At 66.7% G+C, this 15899-nt stretch carries 13 protein-coding genes; 4 read left to right on the forward strand and 9 right to left on the reverse strand.

Going from position 1 to position 15899, the window contains the following annotated elements; translation table 11 throughout:
- Positions 1–139 precede the first annotated feature (139 nt).
- On the forward strand, positions 140–1045 hold the full coding sequence (locus ML401_RS05630; RefSeq protein WP_285810510.1) for an alpha/beta fold hydrolase: 906 nt from the start codon (positions 140–142) through the stop codon (positions 1043–1045).
- Here ML401_RS05630 and ML401_RS05635 read toward each other — a convergent pair.
- Positions 1042–1500, reverse strand: coding sequence for a nucleoside deaminase (locus ML401_RS05635; protein WP_194406059.1), 459 nt, complete (start codon positions 1498–1500; stop codon positions 1042–1044). The two genes, ML401_RS05630 and ML401_RS05635, sit on opposite strands and share 4 nt — an antisense overlap.
- Before the next feature lie 121 nt (positions 1501–1621).
- Here ML401_RS05635 and ML401_RS05640 point away from each other — a divergent pair, with 121 nt between their 5' ends.
- Positions 1622–3736, forward strand: coding sequence for a pseudouridine synthase (locus ML401_RS05640; protein ID WP_285810512.1), 2115 nt, complete (start codon positions 1622–1624; stop codon positions 3734–3736).
- A gap of 1 nt (position 3737) precedes the next feature.
- A complete protein-coding gene (gene rsmD, locus ML401_RS05645) occupies positions 3738–4295 on the forward strand; it encodes a 16S rRNA (guanine(966)-N(2))-methyltransferase RsmD (RefSeq protein WP_194406061.1) in 558 nt (185 codons plus the stop codon).
- 89 nt (positions 4296–4384) lie between these two features.
- On the opposite strand, the gene mutL is transcribed toward rsmD, so the two are convergent.
- Positions 4385–6199: a DNA mismatch repair endonuclease MutL gene (mutL, locus tag ML401_RS05650; RefSeq protein ID WP_194406062.1), complete on the reverse strand. Its 1815-nt coding sequence runs from the start codon at positions 6197–6199 to the stop codon at positions 4385–4387.
- Positions 6200–6516: 317 nt separating this feature from the next.
- Here mutL and ML401_RS05655 point away from each other — a divergent pair, with 317 nt between their 5' ends.
- Positions 6517–6825 (forward strand): hypothetical protein, encoded by a 309-nt coding sequence (locus ML401_RS05655; RefSeq protein WP_211418510.1) that lies wholly within the window; start codon positions 6517–6519, stop codon positions 6823–6825.
- Between the two features lie 63 nt (positions 6826–6888).
- Here the strand turns inward: ML401_RS05655 and arfB are convergent, their stop codons facing one another.
- The 7 genes from arfB to ML401_RS05690 all read right to left on the reverse strand — a co-directional run bounded on the left by arfB (position 6889) and on the right by ML401_RS05690 (position 15872).
- Positions 6889–7305, reverse strand: a complete 417-nt coding sequence (arfB, locus tag ML401_RS05660; protein ID WP_285810516.1) for an alternative ribosome rescue aminoacyl-tRNA hydrolase ArfB — start codon at positions 7303–7305, stop codon at positions 6889–6891.
- Positions 7306–7420: 115 nt separating this feature from the next.
- Positions 7421–8785 carry a pitrilysin family protein gene (locus tag ML401_RS05665; protein WP_285810518.1) on the reverse strand — a complete coding sequence of 455 codons (1365 nt, stop codon included), beginning with the start codon at positions 8783–8785 and terminating at the stop codon, positions 7421–7423.
- Entirely contained in the window at positions 8782–10176 is a 1395-nt protein-coding gene (locus tag ML401_RS05670) for a M16 family metallopeptidase (protein ID WP_376717344.1), read from the reverse strand. Before ML401_RS05670 ends, ML401_RS05665 begins: the two co-directional genes overlap by 4 nt.
- A gap of 189 nt (positions 10177–10365) precedes the next feature.
- A complete protein-coding gene (locus ML401_RS05675) occupies positions 10366–11094 on the reverse strand; it encodes a hypothetical protein (RefSeq protein WP_194406071.1) in 729 nt (242 codons plus the stop codon).
- A 96-nt stretch (positions 11095–11190) separates the two neighbouring features.
- The gene (gene lspA, locus ML401_RS05680) at positions 11191–11685 is read right to left on the reverse strand and encodes a signal peptidase II (RefSeq protein ID WP_194406072.1); all 495 of its coding nucleotides are present in this window, start codon (positions 11683–11685) and stop codon (positions 11191–11193) included.
- An 8-nt stretch (positions 11686–11693) separates the two neighbouring features.
- Positions 11694–14693 carry an isoleucine--tRNA ligase gene (ileS, locus tag ML401_RS05685; RefSeq protein WP_285810521.1) on the reverse strand — a complete coding sequence of 1000 codons (3000 nt, stop codon included), beginning with the start codon at positions 14691–14693 and terminating at the stop codon, positions 11694–11696.
- A 207-nt stretch (positions 14694–14900) separates the two neighbouring features.
- Complete coding sequence (locus ML401_RS05690) at positions 14901–15872, reverse strand: bifunctional riboflavin kinase/FAD synthetase (RefSeq protein WP_285810523.1); 972 nt, start codon at positions 15870–15872, stop codon at positions 14901–14903.
- Between the last annotated feature and the right edge of the window lie 27 nt (positions 15873–15899).

Raw genomic sequence — 15899 nt, forward strand, 5'->3', positions numbered from 1 at the left:
CATCGACATTCCAGAATGTGCAATCGGCTGTTGGGGTTAGGTACCCCGCAGATAATACCGCTACTGTGCATGGGGTTGTTTTTCGACTTTCTTGTTTGTCGGGACGACCTCCAGGCTGACCAACCAAGGATGCAACAAGATGTCCGATCTCGCCGACCTCTATCCGGGTTTTGCCTCCGAATGGATCGATACCTCGTTCGGCCGCATCTTCGCCCGCGTCGGCGGCAGCGGCCCGCCGCTGCTGCTCCTGCACGGCTTCTCCGAGACCAACGTGATGTGGCACCAGGTGGCGCCTGAGCTCGCCGAGGCCTTCACGCTGATCATCGCCGACCTGCCGGGCTACGGCTGGTCCGACATGCCCGAGAGCGACGCGCTGCACATCCCCTACAGCAAGCGCGCGATGGCCAAGGCGATGGTGGAAGTGATGGAGCGGCTCGGCCACGTCCACTTCGCGCTCGCCGGCCACGACCGCGGTGGCCGGGTCTCCTATCGGCTCGCGCTCGATCACCCCGGCCGGCTGTCGAAGCTCGCGGTGCTCGATATCCTGCCGACCTATAATTACTGGGAGCGGATGAACCGCGCCTATGCGCTGAAGATCTATCACTGGACCTTCCTGGCGCAGCCCTATCCGCTGCCGGAGACGCTGATCTCAGGGCAGGGCGAGTTCTTCCTGCGCTTCAAGATGGCGAGCCAGACCAGGTCGAAGACGCTGGACGCGATCGACCCGCGCGCGCTCGAGCATTACCTCGCCCCGTTCCGCGATCCCGCCCGCATCCATGCGATGTGCGAGGACTACCGCGCCGGCGCCTATTTCGACTACGACCTCGACAAGGCCGATTTCGAGGCCGGCAAGAAGATCACGGTCCCGATGCTGGCGCTGTGGGGCAATGCCGGCGTGGCGCAGGCCGCCGCGACGCCGCTCGATATCTGGCGGCAATGGGCGACGAATGTGGAGGGCATGCCGGTGGAGTCCGGGCACTTCCTCACCGAGGAGAATCCGGACGTGACGGCGAGGGCGCTGCGGGAGTTCTTTGTGGGCGATTAGCGCCGCTCCCGAAAGAACTCCTTCAGCAGCCGGGCCGCCTCGCTCTCGCCGACGCCGGAATAGACGTCCGGCGCATGGTGGCAGGTCGGCGAGGCAAAGAACCGCACGCCGGATTCGACCGCGCCGCCCTTGGGGTCGGCGGCGCCGTAATAGAGCCGCCGGACCCTTGCAAACGAGATCGCGCCCGCACACATGGTGCAGGGCTCCAGCGTCACGTAGAGGTCGCAGTCGACGAGGCGCTCGCTGCCGATCTTTTTCGCGGCCTCGCGCAGCGCCACGATCTCGGCATGGGCCGTCGGGTCGTAATCGGTCAGCGTCCGGTTCGCCGCGGTGGCGATGACCTCGTCATTGCGGACCACGACGCATCCAACAGGAACTTCGCCCGCCTTTCCGGCACTTTCGGCCGTTTTGAGCGCCAAATCCATGAAAGAGGGGGCTTTCAAGCCTCGTATCATCGCCAGAAACCTGCTAGTAGCTGCGCCTTCAGCAGAAGTGCTTAACCGAAATTGCCTGAGCATGCGGCTCGGAACGAGCGCGCACAATGCTCAACGGCCACCCCCTCGAGTGAGATTATCCATGCCTCGCGACAGCGACAAAGACAACGATTCCCGCGGCCGGCGAGGCCCGCCCAAAGGCGGCCGCAGCGGCAAGGCGCGCGGCCCCGAGAAGAAGTTCGCCAAGCGCGGTTTCGAGGGCAAGAGCGCGGGAAAGAGCGAGGGCAGGGCCGACCGCGACAGCCGCCCGCCCCGTGGCGATCGCGACAGCCGTCCACCGCGCGGGGATCGCGAGAACCGTCCGTTCCGCCGCCGTGAGGAGGGCGATGCCCCGCGCCGCGATTTTTCCGACCGTCCGCGCTTCAAGCGCGACGATCGCGGCAGTGAAGCCCGCGGCGAGCGCAGCTTCAAGCCGCGCGGCGACCGTCCGTTTTCCGATCGCTCCTCGCGCGATGGCGAGAAGCGCCCCTTCAAGCCGCGTGGCGATCGTCCGTCCTATGGCCGTGACGACCGTCCGCCGCGCCGGGACCGCGACGATGCCCGTCCGGCCGGCCGCTCGAGCGACAGGAAGTTCGGCGACAAGAAGCCCTATGCGCCGCGTGGCGACCGTCCCGAGCGCCCGTTCGACGGCGAGCGGAAGTTTTCGCGCGGGGGTGATCGCGGTGGTGGTCCGCGGGATCGCGGCGAGCGCAGCGATTCCAAGCCCTGGCAGAAGCGTGACGCGGTTCCGCGCGGCGACCGGCCGCCGCGCAAGGATTTTGGCAAGGGTCCGCGCAAGGATTTCGGCGACCGTGATCGCGGCCAGGACAAGCCCTGGCAGAAGCGCGACGATCGGCAAGGCGGCGGCGATGATCGTCCGCGGTTCTCGCGTTCGCGCGACGATCGCGCGTCGGGCGATCGCCCGTTCCGCGAGCGGCCCAAATTCGACCGGCCGCGCGAGGATCGTCCAAAATTCGATCGGCCCCGACGTGAGGGCGACGGCGACCGCGGCGGGCGCGGTGGTGACCGGCCGAAATTCAATCGTCCGCGCGAGCGGTCGGAAGGCCGTTCCGATTGGCACGAGCATCCGCGCAGCGAAGGCCGTTTCGGCGATCGCCCGCGCCGCGAAAACGAGGACGAGAGCCGGATCTTCGAGAAACGTCCGGCCTTCGGCGGCCGTGGTGCCTATCGCGAGCGCGATCGTGATTTCGACCGGCGGCCGCGCCGGGACGAAGAGCCGAAGCCGAAGAAGGCCGGCGAGCGTATCGCCAAGGCGCTGGCACGCGCAGGCCTCGCGTCGCGCCGCGACGCCGAGGAAATGGTCACGCAGGGCCGCGTCACGGTCAATGGCCGCGTCATCAACTCGCCTGCGCTCGACATCACCAAGAACGATGTCGTCCTGGTCGACGGCAAGCCGTTGCCGGAGCGCGAGCGCACGCGGCTGTTTCTGTATCACAAGCCGCGCGGACTGATGACCACGCATGACGATCCCGAGGGGCGTCCGACCGTGTTCGACAATCTGCCGGAAGGCCTGCCGCGGCTGATCAGCGTCGGCCGGCTCGACTTCAACACCGAAGGCCTCCTGCTGCTCACCAATGACGGCGGTCTCGCGCGCACGCTCGAATTGCCGGATACCGGCTGGCTGCGCCGCTACCGCGTTCGCGCCCACGGCGACGTCACCCAGGCCCAGCTCGACGAGCTCAAGAACGGCATCGAGGTCGAGGGCGTCAAATACGGTCCGATCGAGGCGACGCTGGAGCGTGATCAGGGCGCCAATGTCTGGCTGGTGTTCGCGATCCGCGAAGGCAAGAACCGCGAGGTGCGCAACGTCTGCGCCCATCTCGGGCTCGAGGTGAACCGGCTGATCCGCGTCTCCTACGGACCGTTCCAGCTCGGCGAGGTGCCCGAAGGCCAGGTCGAGGAGATCCGTTCGCGCGTGCTGCGCGAGCAGCTCGGCGACAAGGTGATCGAGAAGTCGGGCGCGCAGTTCGACGTGCCCTCGAAATCCGCAAGCGTCGATGACGCACCGAGCGAGAAGAAGCCCGTCAGCAAGCGCGCCGTGATCAACGACCGCAAGGGCCGCCGCGTGCTGGTGCAGCGCACCGGCAGCGAAGAGGCGCGCGAGCGCAACGAGGAAGAGGCGAGCGGCTACGGCCCGCCGCGCCGTCCCAAGCGCGGCTATCACGGCAAGCGCGACCTGACGCCGCGGGAGGACTAGCTTGCGCGTCGTCGGCGGTCGTTTGAAGGGGCGTAATCTGGCCTCACCGTCCTCGCGCGACATCCGCCCCACGGCGGACCGGTTGCGCGAGTCCGTGTTCAACATCCTCGTGCATGCCTATGACGATCCGATCGAGGACGCGCGCGTGCTCGATCTGTTCGCCGGCACCGGCGCGCTCGGCATCGAGGCCTCGTCGCGCGGGGCGAAGTTCACGCTGTTCGTCGACAACGGCGCGGAAGCGCGGGCGCTGCTGCGCAACAACGTCGAGTCACTCGGCTTGGGTGGCGTCACAAAAGTCTATCGCCGCGACGCGACCGATCTCGGGCCTGCGCATCCCGTCGAGCCGTTCTCGCTGGTGTTTCTCGATCCGCCCTATGGCAAGGGCTTTGCGGAGAAGGCGCTGGCATCCTTGCGCGATGGCGGCTGGCTGACACCGGGCGCGCTGCTGGTGGTGGAAGAGGCCAAGGCCGCGCAGTTCGCGACACCGGACGGCTTTGAGGAGCTGGAGCGGCGGGCGTATGACGACACCGAGTTCGTGTTTTTGCGTAGAGCGGATTAGCGAAGCGTAATCCGCCATCGTCCCAGAGATGCAGAAGAGGCGGGTTACGCTACGCTAACCCGCCCTACGGCACCGTCACTGCGGCACCGTCACCTCCGCCCGAACAGCTTCTCCACATCGCTCAGCTTCAGCTCAACGTAAGTCGGCCGACCGTGATTGCACTGGCCGGAGTTCGGCGTGTCCTCCATCTCGCGGAGCAGGGCGTTCATCTCCTCCGGACGCAGCCTTCGGCCGGCGCGCACCGAGCCGTGGCAGGCCATGGTCGCCGCGACGTGCATCAGGCGGCGTTCGAGAGGAAGCGCCTCGTCCCATTCGGCCATGTGCTCGGAGAGATCGCGCAGCAATCCGCCCGCGTTGGTCTTGCCAAGCAGCGAGGGCGTCTCGCGCACCGCGACAGCGCCGGGGCCAAAGGATTCGATGGCGAGGCCGAACGAGGCGAGCTCCTCGCTGCGCTCCAGGAGGCGCTCGACCGTCGCCTCGTCCATCTCGACGATCTCGGGGATCAAGAGGATCTGCCGCTGCACGCCGTTCGCGGCCAGCGACGCCTTCAGCCGCTCATAGACAATGCGCTCATGCGCGGCATGCTGGTCGACGATGATCAGGCCGTCGCGGGTCTGCGAGACGATATAGGTCTCGTGGATCTGCGTGCGCGCCGCGCCGAGCGGGCGGTCGACGAGGTCGCTCGCCGGCTGCGTCTCGATCCGCACGTCCGCGCTGGGCGCCCCGACGTCGAAGGCGGCCTGTGCCCGCTCGGCAAAGGCGGGCGCGGCGGCGCCTTCGAATGACGGCATCGGTGCCACCGGAGCGGAGGGCGAGGCGCGCCAGTCCCAGCTCGCCGGGCGCTGTGGCGTGAAGGCGGGCCGGAACGAAGACAACGCGCTCTCGCCGCTGTTGGCGGCGGTGCGACGTCCCTCGCGCGCGAGACCTTCCTTCAGCCCGTGCACGATCAGTGCGCGGACGAGTCCGGCATTGCGGAAGCGCACCTCGGTCTTGGCCGGATGCACGTTGGCATCGACCTCGCGCGGGTCGAGCGTGACGAACAGCGCCAGCACCGGATGGCGGTCGCGCGGCAGATAGTCGGCATAGGCCCCGCGCACTGCCCCTAAGATCAGCTTGTCGCGCACGGGGCGGCCGTTGACGAAGAGATATTGCCCGAGCGCATTGGCCTTGGTCAGCGCCGGTGCCGCGGCATAGCCGGCGACGACGACGCCGTCGCGCTCGGCATGGACCTCGAAGGCATGGCTGCGGAACTCCGCGCCCAGGATGTCGCCGAGCCGCGTCAGCCGTCCGGCGGCGCCGGGCAGCGCCGCGGCCCAGGTCACCGGCGCGCGCTCCTCGCCCGCCAGCGTGAAGGCGATATCGGGCCGCGCCATCGCGAGGCGCCGCACCACTTCGCGGATCGCCTCGGCCTCGGTGCGGTCGGTCTTCAGAAACTTCAGCCGCGCCGGTGTTGCATAGAAGAGGTCGCCCACCTCGACGCGGGTGCCATGGGCCAGCGCCGCCGGCATGATCTCGGATTTCTCGCCGCCCTCGACTGTCAGCGCCCAGGCGTGGGGTTCGCTCGCATGCCGCGTGGTGATGGAGAGCCGCGCGACGGAGCCGATCGAGGGCAGCGCCTCGCCGCGGAAGCCGAGCGTGCGGATCTGCAAGAGATCCTCGTCGTCGAGCTTGGAGGTCGCATGGCGCTCGACCGCGAGCGCGAGGTCTTTCGCGGTCATGCCGCCGCCGTCGTCGGTGATGCCGATTCGCCGCCGTCCGCCGCCGTCGGTGAAGACGTCGATCCGGCTCGCGCCGGCATCGATCGCGTTCTCGACCAGTTCCTTGACCACGCTCGCGGGCCGCTCGACCACCTCGCCGGCGGCGATGCGGTTGACGACCTGTTCTGGCAATTGGCGGACGGGCATGGGTTCACTCGGCGAATGTCCCAGTGTAACGCCGACCCGCAACAAATGCATGGGGAAGGTCGCGCTTCCCACACACCAGATGTGGGAAATCCAAGCCTCGGGCAGCTCCGGCGCAATCCGACGTGCGTACTCGGGCGCCGCATATAAGGAGCGCAATTCCGCGAAACCGCCGCGAAATCCCTAAACGATCAACACACCAGACGGTTTGCATCGCGGGTACGCCGTTCGCATACTTTGCGCGATGTGATGGTCCGGTCCGGAGGAGCGGCGTGGAGAATCGCCGAGCCATTCATCGCGCGAAAATCCAGGAGAAATGGATGAAGTTGGTGAAGACCTCGATGATCGCATGCGCTGTGTCGGCTCTCATTGCGACGCCCGTTCTCGCGCAGAGCGCGCCTCCGACCGCCAAGCCAGGCGGCACCGTGCAAAGCAAACCCATGCAAGGCAGCACGATGGGCAGCGGCGACGACGAGATGAATGCTCAGCCGGGCGCCGCGGGCGAGAAGACCGGCATGAAGTCGACCAAGGGCACCAAAGGTACGGTCGGCACCACGGGCAGCGCTGCGCACAAGGGAACCGCCGACGATGCGGCGACGGGTGGCGCAGCTCCATCCAAGCGTTACTGATCCCGCCGGTGAAGTGGCAAAACTCCGGCCGCCTCGCGGCCGGAGTTTTTTCGGCTGCGCCTGCTAATCGTCGAAGCTCCGGCCGCGTCCGGCCTTGACGTCGCTGCGGCGCTTCTTGCCGTCGAGCCGGCGTTGCTTGGACCCGAAAGTCGGCTTTGTCGCGCGCCGCGGCTTCGGCCGCACCATCGCCTCGCTCAGGATCTCGACCAGCCGATCGATGGCGTCCTGTCGATTGCGCTCCTGGGTGCGGAAGCGCTGGGCGTGGATCACGATCACGCCGTCCTTGGTCATGCGCTGGCCGGCGATGCGGGCGAGCCGGATCGCCGCGTCCTCCGGGATCGTCACCTTGCGCGTGTCGAAGCGCAGCTGGGCCGAGGTCGAGACCTTGTTGACGTTCTGCCCGCCCGGGCCGGAGGCGCGGACAAAGCCGATCTCGATGTCGTCCTCGTCGATGACGAGATCGCGGGATATCCGCAGCATGATGGCACCATCTGTGATGTCCGGACATATCGCGGACGTCAGATTTCGGCAATGGTGCATGCTGAAACGCAAATGGCCGGGGCGAGCCCGGCCATTGCAGTCGACGTTGGAGGTCTCAGTTCGACTTCGTCGCCGGAGCGGCCGGCTGTGCCGCGGCCTGCGGGGCGCGGCCGACGACGACGGTCAGGAGGCCCTGGCCCCAGAGGCGCTTGGCGGCGGCCTTGGCGTCGTCCAGCGTCACGGCGTCGACGATGGCGTTGCGCTTCTCGATATAGTCGATCGGCAGCTTGTCCTGCTGGTACTGCAGCAGCGCCTGCGCCAGCTTGGACGAGGTGTCGAGCGCCAGCATCTGCGAGCCCTTGAGGTAGGACTTGGCCTCGTCGAGCTCCTTCTGCGTGGGGCCTTCCTCGGCAATGCGGCGGACTTCCTTGTCGATGGCCTCGATCGTGTCGTTGGCACGGTCGGCGCGCGTGCCGGTATTGCCGATGAACAATGCCGAATGCTGCATCCAGAGTAGCGATTCGAACACGGAATAGGCGAGGCCGCGCTTCTCGCGGACCTCGCGATAGAGGCGCGAGGACAATCCACCGCCGCCGAGGATGTGGTTGACGACATAGGCGGCCATGAAGTTGGGATCGCTGCGCTTCACCCCGGGACCGCCGAAGGTGATCACGGTCTGTGGCACGTCGAGGGTCACGAAGACACGTTGCGGCGGCTTTGCGGCCTCGACGTCGGGGACCGGCGTGAGATTGGCCTTGGCGGGGAGGCTGCCGAAGGTGTGGTCGAGCAGCTTGCCGAGGGTTGCCGGATCGACGTCGCCGACGACTGCGATCTTGAGCCCATCCTTGGCAAGCACCCGGCCGACATAGTCCTTCATGTCGGCGACCGTGATGGTCGGCACGCTGTCGAGGTTGCCGTTGCTCTGCCGGCCGTAGGGATGATCGCCGAAGGCGACCTCGAGGAATTTGCGGCTCGCCAGCGAGGTCGGGTTGGTGGTCTCGCGGCGCAGGCCGGAGATGACCTGCGAGCGGATGCGCTCGACATCGGCGGTGTCGAAATGCGGCGAGGTCAGCGCGCTGCGCAAGAGGTCGAAGGCCTCGTCCTTGTTGTCACGCAGCATGCGCAGGCTGCCGCGGAAGGTGTCGCGGGTGGCGCTGAAGGAGAGCTCGATGGCGCGGCGGTCGAGCCGCTCGTGGAAGGTCTTGGAATCGAGGTCGCCGGAGCCTTCGTCGAGCAGATCGCCGACCAGATTGGCGACACCCGGCTTGTCCTTGGGATCCTGCGCCGAGCCGCCGGCAAAGGAATATTCCATGGCGATCAGCGGCACGGTCGCGTCCTGCACGAACCAGGCTTCGATGCCGCCCGGCGAGGTCAGGTGCTGGATCTTGGCAGCGGCCAGCGACGGCGTCACCGCGGCAAGCGCGAGTGCCGCGCCGGTGGCGAGAGAGAATGCAATGCGTCGAAGGAAGGGATAGGTCACGAACGCTTCTCCTCGCGCTTGGTCGTCGCGGTGTCCTTGATCAGATAGCCCGTGACCGAGCGCTTCTTCTCGAGCCATTTCTGCGCGACGGCACGGACTTGCTCGGCGGTGACCGCGCGGATGCGGTCGGGCCAGCTCCTGATGTCCTCGATCGACAGGCCCGTGGTCAGCGCGCCGCCATACCAGCGTGCCAGCACCGCCTGGTTGTCCTGGGCGTAGATCGCTTCCGCGATGAGCTGGGTCTTCACACGCTCAAGGTCCTCGGCGCGGATCGGGTTTTGCGCGACGTTGGCGATGACGCCGTCGACCGCCTGCTCGACGTCGGCGAAGCTGACGCCGGGCTTCGGCGCCGCCGAGATCGCGAACTGGGTCGGGTCGAGCGAGATGCTCGAATAGCTGGCATTGGCGGAGACCGCGAGCGGCTTGTCGACGACGAGCGCGCGGTAGAGATAGGAATTGCTGCCGCTGCCCATCAGCTGCGCCAGCACGTCGAGGGCCGCGCTCTCACCGGCCGCGGCCGTGGTCGCCGAGGGCACGAGATAATAGCGGCGCATGCTCGGCTGCTCGACGCGCGGGTCGGCCAGCGTGACGGTGCGCGGCGCAGCGGGCTCCGGCTCCTGCGGGCGGACACGCCGCGCCGGGATCGCAGGCTGCGCCGGGATCGAGCCGAAATTGCGCTCGACCAGCGGGCGGATGTCGGCGGCCTCGACGTCGCCGGCGATCACCAGGATCGCGTTGTTCGGCGCATAGAAACGGCGGTAGAAAGCAAGCGCGTCCTCGCGATCGAGCTTCTCGATCTCCTGATGCCAGCCGATCACCGGACGGCCGTAGGGATGATTGAGATAGAGCGCGGCCATGATCTGCTCGTTCAGCCGCGCGTCCGGATTGTTGGCGACGCGCATGTTGTATTCTTCGAGCACCACGTCGCGCTCGGGCAGCACGTTCTCGTCCTTGAGGATCAGGCCGGTCATACGGTCGGCCTCGAACTCCATCATGGTCGGCAGCTGCTCTTTCGGCACACGCTGGTAGTAATTGGTGTAGTCGACCGAGGTCGAAGCGTTCTCGTTGCCGCCGACGCGGAGCACGGTCTGGGAGAATTCGCCGACGGGATGCTTCGAGGTGCCCTTGAACATCAAATGCTCGAGGAAGTGCGCGAGCCCGGACTTGCCCGGCGTCTCGTCGGCCGAGCCGACCTTGTACCAGATCATCTCAGTGACGACGGGGGTGCGGTGATCGGGAATCACCACGACCTGCATGCCGTTGGGAAGCGTGAAGCTGGCGGGCGGGGTGGATGTGACCGTGGTCTGGGCGAGGGCCGCGCCCGCTGTCAGGACACTGGTCGAAAGCAGCGCGGCAAGGAGGCAGGCAGCCGATCGGTTTGCGGACATCATGATCCCTAGTGAAAGGCCGAGTCCGGATGTCCGGCTCGAAAGGCACGGCATGGTACACCGTGCGGCTGAGGCTTCGCGTCACGAAGCAGAGAACTCAACGCGGTGGCAAGTTACTGATAGGCAATTTATGGACTGCGGCCGGCGTGCATGACACGCCGGCTCCGGGGCCGCTTCTATGAGACAGGAACGCTATTGTTCCTTGTCCTTGCCCGACATGATGTCGAAATAGGTCCGCCGTGTCTTGTCCGGTCCGGCGCCATAGGCATAGTTCGGCGAAGGCGTCTGATAGCCCGCGGGCGGCTCGACCAGCGACTGGCGCGGCGGTTCGCTGGTGAATTTCTTCTCTTCGGTGGCGTTGCCGCCCTTCATCATATTCCACAGGCCGCCGGAGAAGCCGAGCTCGGCGGGGCTGAGCGACGGATTGCCGTTGGTGCCCGGCTGGATCGGATCATTGCTGGTCCGGGGGGCGGCGGCGACCTGGCCGGCCTTCATCTCGGCGGGCGTCAGCTGTCGGGCGGCCTGCCAGTTCTCGGTTTCCTTGGTCGCCTTCCTGCGCGCGGCGATGGCTTCCTTGCGGCGCTTTTCCTCGGGATCCTTGGGCCAGTTCGGCGCAGCCTTGGCTTCGGTCGCAGGCGGCGGCAGATCGAGCTTGGGCGGCACGACCAGCGGCGAGCGCTCGCGGTATTCGATGCCCTTCTTCTCCATGCTCTTGGCGCCGATGCCGGACATCAGATTGTCGATGATCTTCTCTTCGAAGGTCATGCCGTCATCTTCATCGTCGTCGTCACCGGCGCGGGCCGCACCAGCCGACATGACGACGAGACCGACGCCGAGTACGGCAGCGGACAATTTCAACGCCTGCCAGAACCCCGATTGGGGGTCTCGAACCATCGAACCGCTGGTCTTCGAGCTGCGCATTACTGTACCTGTTCCATATTGTGGCAGATTGCCGCTCAAACGCGGCCGACCCCTCGCAAAAGCCGGGTTCCACCTGCCGGTCCGTATCGGCCGGGATCAGGGCGCTTTTGCGGCGGGTACCCCCAGGAAGGAATCATACAATAGCCCCGCCACCCCAGCAACGATCGCCACGTCCGCGAGGTTAAACACATACCAATTATAGGTATTTCCGCCGATCTCGATGTGGAACAGCGCGAAATCGACCACTGCGCCATAGGCCAGGCGGTCGATGCCGTTGCCGATGGCGCCGCCGATGATCAGCCCCAGGGCGACGGTCGCAAGCCGGGTTTGCGAACGGGCCATCCAGATCGCCAGGGCGACCACGGCGATGACCTTGACGGCCATCAGCGCGAGCTGCGCGGCCTGGCCGTCGTTCTGCAGCCAGCCGAAGCTGATGCCGATATTCCAGGCCAGCACCAAATCGAAGAACGGCGTCACCTTCACGACCCCGCGGCGGGCGAGGTCGAACCCGTTCAGCAGCCAGAGCTTCGAGGCCTGGTCGGCCACGAGGGTCGCCAATGCCGCGAGGATGCCGGCGCCGAGCGGGGACATGGCCGGAATCAGACCGCTACCCCCAACGCCTTCCATTCGCGCAACGCCTTGGCATCGCGCGGGGTGACGTCGGGATATTCAGCGTCTTCGCCCACCATCGGGGAGATCTTCCAGGAGCGGGCGCATTTGGTGCCGACCGCCTTCTCCACCACGACCGCGACACCGGGCACGGCGTCGAGACGGAACGCCGAAGCCGGCGCCTCGCCCTCGCGCACCTCGTAATTCGAGGTGATGCAGACTTCAGCCAGATCGATGTCGAACAGCGTCGCCAGCATCGCGCGGTCCGCGACATAGATCACGGGCGATGCCTCCAGCGACGAGCCGATGTTCTTGGCGGCGCGTTCGAGCTCGAGCGCGCCGGTGACGACGCGGCGGACGTTGCGGATCGTCTCCCACTTCGCGGCGAGCTTGTCGTCGCGGAAGCCTTCGAGATCCGTCGGGAACAGCGTCAGGTGCACCGACGGTTCGGCGCCGGGGCGGTACATGCGCCAGGCTTCCTCCGCGGTGAAGCTCAGGACCGGCGCCAGCCATTTCAGGATCGAGGTGCACAACAGGTCGATCGTGGTCAGCGCCGCCTTGCGCGTCAGCGAGGACGGCGGATCGCAATACAGCGTGTCCTTGCGGATGTCGAAATAGAACGCGGAGAGCTCGCTGTTGAGGAAGGCGGAGAGGGTCGCGACCACGGTCTTGTAGTCGAACTCCCGATAGGCCTTGTCGACGGCGGCCGCGCGCATCGCCAGCTCGTGCAGCATCAGCCGCTCGAGCTCGGGCATGTCGGCGGGCGCGACGGCCTCAGCCGGCTTGTAATGATGCAGCGTACCGAGCATCCAGCGCACGGTGTTGCGCAGCTTGCGGTAGGTCTCGACCGTGTTCTTCAGGATCTCGGGGCCGATGCGCTGGTCGTCGGTGTAGTCGCAGGACGCGACCCAGAGCCGGAGGATGTCGGCGCCGGATTCCTTAATGACCGCCTGCGGCTCGATGGTGTTGCCGAGCGACTTCGACATCTTGCGGCCGTCCTCGGCCTGGGTGAAGCCGTGGGTCAGCACGATGTCGTAGGGTGCGCGGCCGCGCGTGCCGCAGCTTTCCAGCAGCGAGGAGTGGAACCAGCCGCGATGCTGGTCCGAGCCTTCCAGGTACATCACCGTGTCGGTGCCGCCGTCGACCTTGCGCTTGATGCCGGCGAGCCCGGGAAACTGCACGGGGTCTTCGAGCACGAAGGCGTGGGTCGAGCCGGAATCGAACCAGACGTCGAGAATGTCGTCGACCTTCTGCCAATCCTCGCTCGCGCGGGATCCCAGGAAGCGCTCGCGCGCCCCCGTCGCGTACCAGGCGTCGGCGCCTTCCTTCTCGAAGGTTTCGCCGATGCGGGCGTTGACCGCCTCGTCCTGCAGGATCTCGGCGGAGCCGTCGCCCTTCTCGCGCACGAACGCGGCGATCGGCACGCCCCAGGCGCGCTGGCGCGAGATCACCCAATCGGGCCGCGCCTCGATCATGCCGTTGATGCGGTTCTCGCCCGACGGCGGCACCCATTGCGTCACCGAGATCGCGTGTAGCGCGCGGGCGCGCAGCGTGTCGCCGCTCTTGGCCTTGCCGCTCTGCGCCACGTCCTTGTCCATGGCGATGAACCATTGCGGCGTGTTGCGGAAGATCACCGGCTTCTTGGAGCGCCAGGAGTGCGGGTATTGATGCTTGAGCCGGCCGCGGGCAAGCAGCATGCCGCGTTCGACGAGCGCCTTGATCACGGCCTCGTTGGCATCGCCCTTCTCGCCCTTGTCGTTGATGACACGCTTGCCGGCGAAGCCCGGCGCGTGATCGGTGTAGGCGCCATTCTCGTCGACGGTGTAGGGGATCGCCGTGTTGATGCCGCGCGCATCGAGGTCGCGCGCCTGCGCCATCCAGGCATCGAAGTCCTCGCGGCCATGGCCGGGCGCGGTGTGCACGAAGCCGGTACCGGTGTCGTCGGTGACGTGGTCGCCGGGCAGCAGCGGCACGATGAAGTCGTAGCCGCCGGCAAGCCCCTTGAGCGGATGGGCGCATTCGATCGCGTCCATGGTGTCGCCGGGGACGTCGCGGACCTTCTCGTAAGCAGTCACGCGCGCCTGCTTGAAGACCTCTTCGGCCAGTGCGTCGGCGAGGATCAGGAGATCGCCGGTCTTGGTCCAATTGTCGGCGGGCGCGTCCGTCACCTTGTACAGGCCGTAGGCGATCTTCGGCGAGAACGAGATGGCGCGGTTGCCGGGCAGCGTCCAGGGCGTGGTGGTCCAGATCACGACGCTTGCGGCGGCGAGTGCACCGTGCGCGGGGGAGGTGACCGGGAATTTCACCCACACCGTATCGGAGGTGTAGTCCTCGTACTCGACCTCGGCTTCGGCCAGCGCGGTCTTCTCGACCACGCTCCACATCACCGGCTTGGAGCCGCGATAGAGCGTGCCGTTGGCGGCGAACTTCATCAGCTCGCGCGCGATCTGGGCCTCGGCCGGGAAGCTCATGGTGGCGTAGGGATGGTCCCAGTCGCCGATGACGCCGAGGCGCTTGAATTCCTCGCGTTGCACGCCGAGCCAATGCGTGGCGTAGGCGCGGCACTCCCGGCGGAAATCGATCATCGCGGCACTGTCGCGGAAGTCGGGCTTCTGCTTGCCCTTCTTGCGATAGTGCTCCTCCTCGACCTTCCACTCGATCGGCAGGCCGTGGCAGTCCCAGCCGGGCACGTAGTTGGAGTCGAAGCCGAGCATCTGCTGGCTCTTGGTGACGAGATCCTTGAGGATCTTGTTCAGCGCCGTGCCGATATGGATGTTGCCGTTGGCATAGGGCGGGCCGTCGTGCAGCACGAATTTGGCGCGGCCCTTCGCGGTTTCGCGCAGCTTCTCGTAGAGGCCGATCTCGTACCAGCGCTTGAGGATCTCCGGCTCGCGCTGCGGCAGGCCGGCGCGCATCGGGAATTCGGTCTGCGGCAGGAACAGGGTCTTCGAATAGTCTTTGGTGTCGGACTTTTGCGGCTTTTCGGACATGGGGCTGACTGGCTCGGAATGGCGCGGGAACGGATGGCGATGCGGAATCGCGGGGGTGAAACGACCAAAATCCCGGTCTTGCGCCGAGCCTTTGGGCTCAGGCGGAAGCCGGGCCGCTAATCCCTATGATGCGCCGCGCAAACATGGGCTCTCCATAGCAGGGGGCCAAAGGAAGCGCAAAGGTTCGGGAAAGGCCGGGATCAGCCCTCAATCGAGGGCGCCGAGCCGCGGAAACGCGTCCGGAGCGGCGGCCAGGATGGCGCGGGCGCGGGCGGAATCGTCGTCCATCTGCCGGATCAGGGCCTCGATACCCTCGAATTTCAGCTCCTCGCGGATGAAGCCGATGAAGGCGCAGTCCAGCACCTGCCCGTAGAGGTCGCCCTTGAAGTCGAACAGGAAGATTTCCAGCAGCGGGGCACCGTTGTCGAAGGTCGGGCGGCGGCCGAAGCTGGCGACCCCGTCGAGCCGCTCGGTGCCGCGGCCGACCCGCACCGCATAGATGCCGTGCTTCAGCCCGCAATTGGCGTCCAGGCGGATATTGGCGGTGGGGTAGCCGAGATCGCGGCCGCGCTTCTCGCCGTGGATCACCTCGCCGGTGATGAACCAGGGCGCGCTCAGCATGGTGGTGGCCTCGTCGAGCTGGCCTTCGGCGAGGGCGATCCGGATCGCGCTGGAGGACACCGGCCGCTCGTCGATGTCGACATGCGGCTGCACGTCGACCTCGATGCCGAGCCGGGGCGCCTCGTTGACCAGCAGGCTGGGCGAACCGACGCGTCCCTTGCCGAAATGGAAGTCGTAGCCGACCGCGATCCCGCTGACGCCGAGCCGCCCGATCAGGTCATGGTGAATGAAATCTTGCGCGCTGGTCCCGGCGCGCGCCTTGTCGAAGGTCATGACCACGGCGCCGGCAAGCCCGGTGCCGGCCAGGAGCCGCAGCTTGGCCCGTTCGTCCGTCAGGCGGAACTGCGGGGTGTTGGGGCTGAAAAACCGCCTTGGATGCGGCTCGAAGGTCAGCGCCAGCGCAGGACGGCCATGCGCCCGGCCCATTTCCAGGGCGGCGGCGATCACGGCGCGGTGACCGAGATGGACCCCGTCGAAATTGCCCATGGCGACCACGGCGCCCCTCGGAATCGCGGAGTCCGGCGTGGTGTCGCGGATAACGTTAAAATGCGGGGCCATCAGGGGAATTCTCGAACCGGCGGGACC

The sequence above is a fragment of the Bradyrhizobium sp. 62B genome (assembly GCF_030272265.2).
Classification (GTDB): Bacteria; Pseudomonadota; Alphaproteobacteria; order Rhizobiales; family Xanthobacteraceae; genus Bradyrhizobium.

Bases quoted from the DNA above. Each gene is read 5' to 3' on its own strand.
- ML401_RS05655 (WP_211418510.1), top strand. From the start codon at position 6,517: ATGAAGTTGGTGAAGACCTCGATGATCGCATGCGCTGTGTCGGCTCTC.
- ML401_RS05670 (WP_376717344.1), bottom strand. From the start codon at position 10,176: ATGATGTCCGCAAACCGATCGGCTGCCTGCCTCCTTGCCGCGCTGCTT.
- ML401_RS05675 (WP_194406071.1), bottom strand. From the start codon at position 11,094: ATGCGCAGCTCGAAGACCAGCGGTTCGATGGTTCGAGACCCCCAATCG.
- lspA (WP_194406072.1), bottom strand. From the start codon at position 11,685: ATGTCCCCGCTCGGCGCCGGCATCCTCGCGGCATTGGCGACCCTCGTG.
- ML401_RS05690 (WP_285810523.1), bottom strand. From the start codon at position 15,872: ATGGCCCCGCATTTTAACGTTATCCGCGACACCACGCCGGACTCCGCG.
- ML401_RS05640 (WP_285810512.1), top strand. From the start codon at position 1,622: ATGCCTCGCGACAGCGACAAAGACAACGATTCCCGCGGCCGGCGAGGC.
- ileS (WP_285810521.1), bottom strand. From the start codon at position 14,693: ATGTCCGAAAAGCCGCAAAAGTCCGACACCAAAGACTATTCGAAGACC.
- ML401_RS05635 (WP_194406059.1), bottom strand. From the start codon at position 1,500: ATGATACGAGGCTTGAAAGCCCCCTCTTTCATGGATTTGGCGCTCAAA.
- ML401_RS05630 (WP_285810510.1), top strand. From the start codon at position 140: ATGTCCGATCTCGCCGACCTCTATCCGGGTTTTGCCTCCGAATGGATC.
- mutL (WP_194406062.1), bottom strand. From the start codon at position 6,199: ATGCCCGTCCGCCAATTGCCAGAACAGGTCGTCAACCGCATCGCCGCC.
- arfB (WP_285810516.1), bottom strand. From the start codon at position 7,305: ATGCTGCGGATATCCCGCGATCTCGTCATCGACGAGGACGACATCGAG.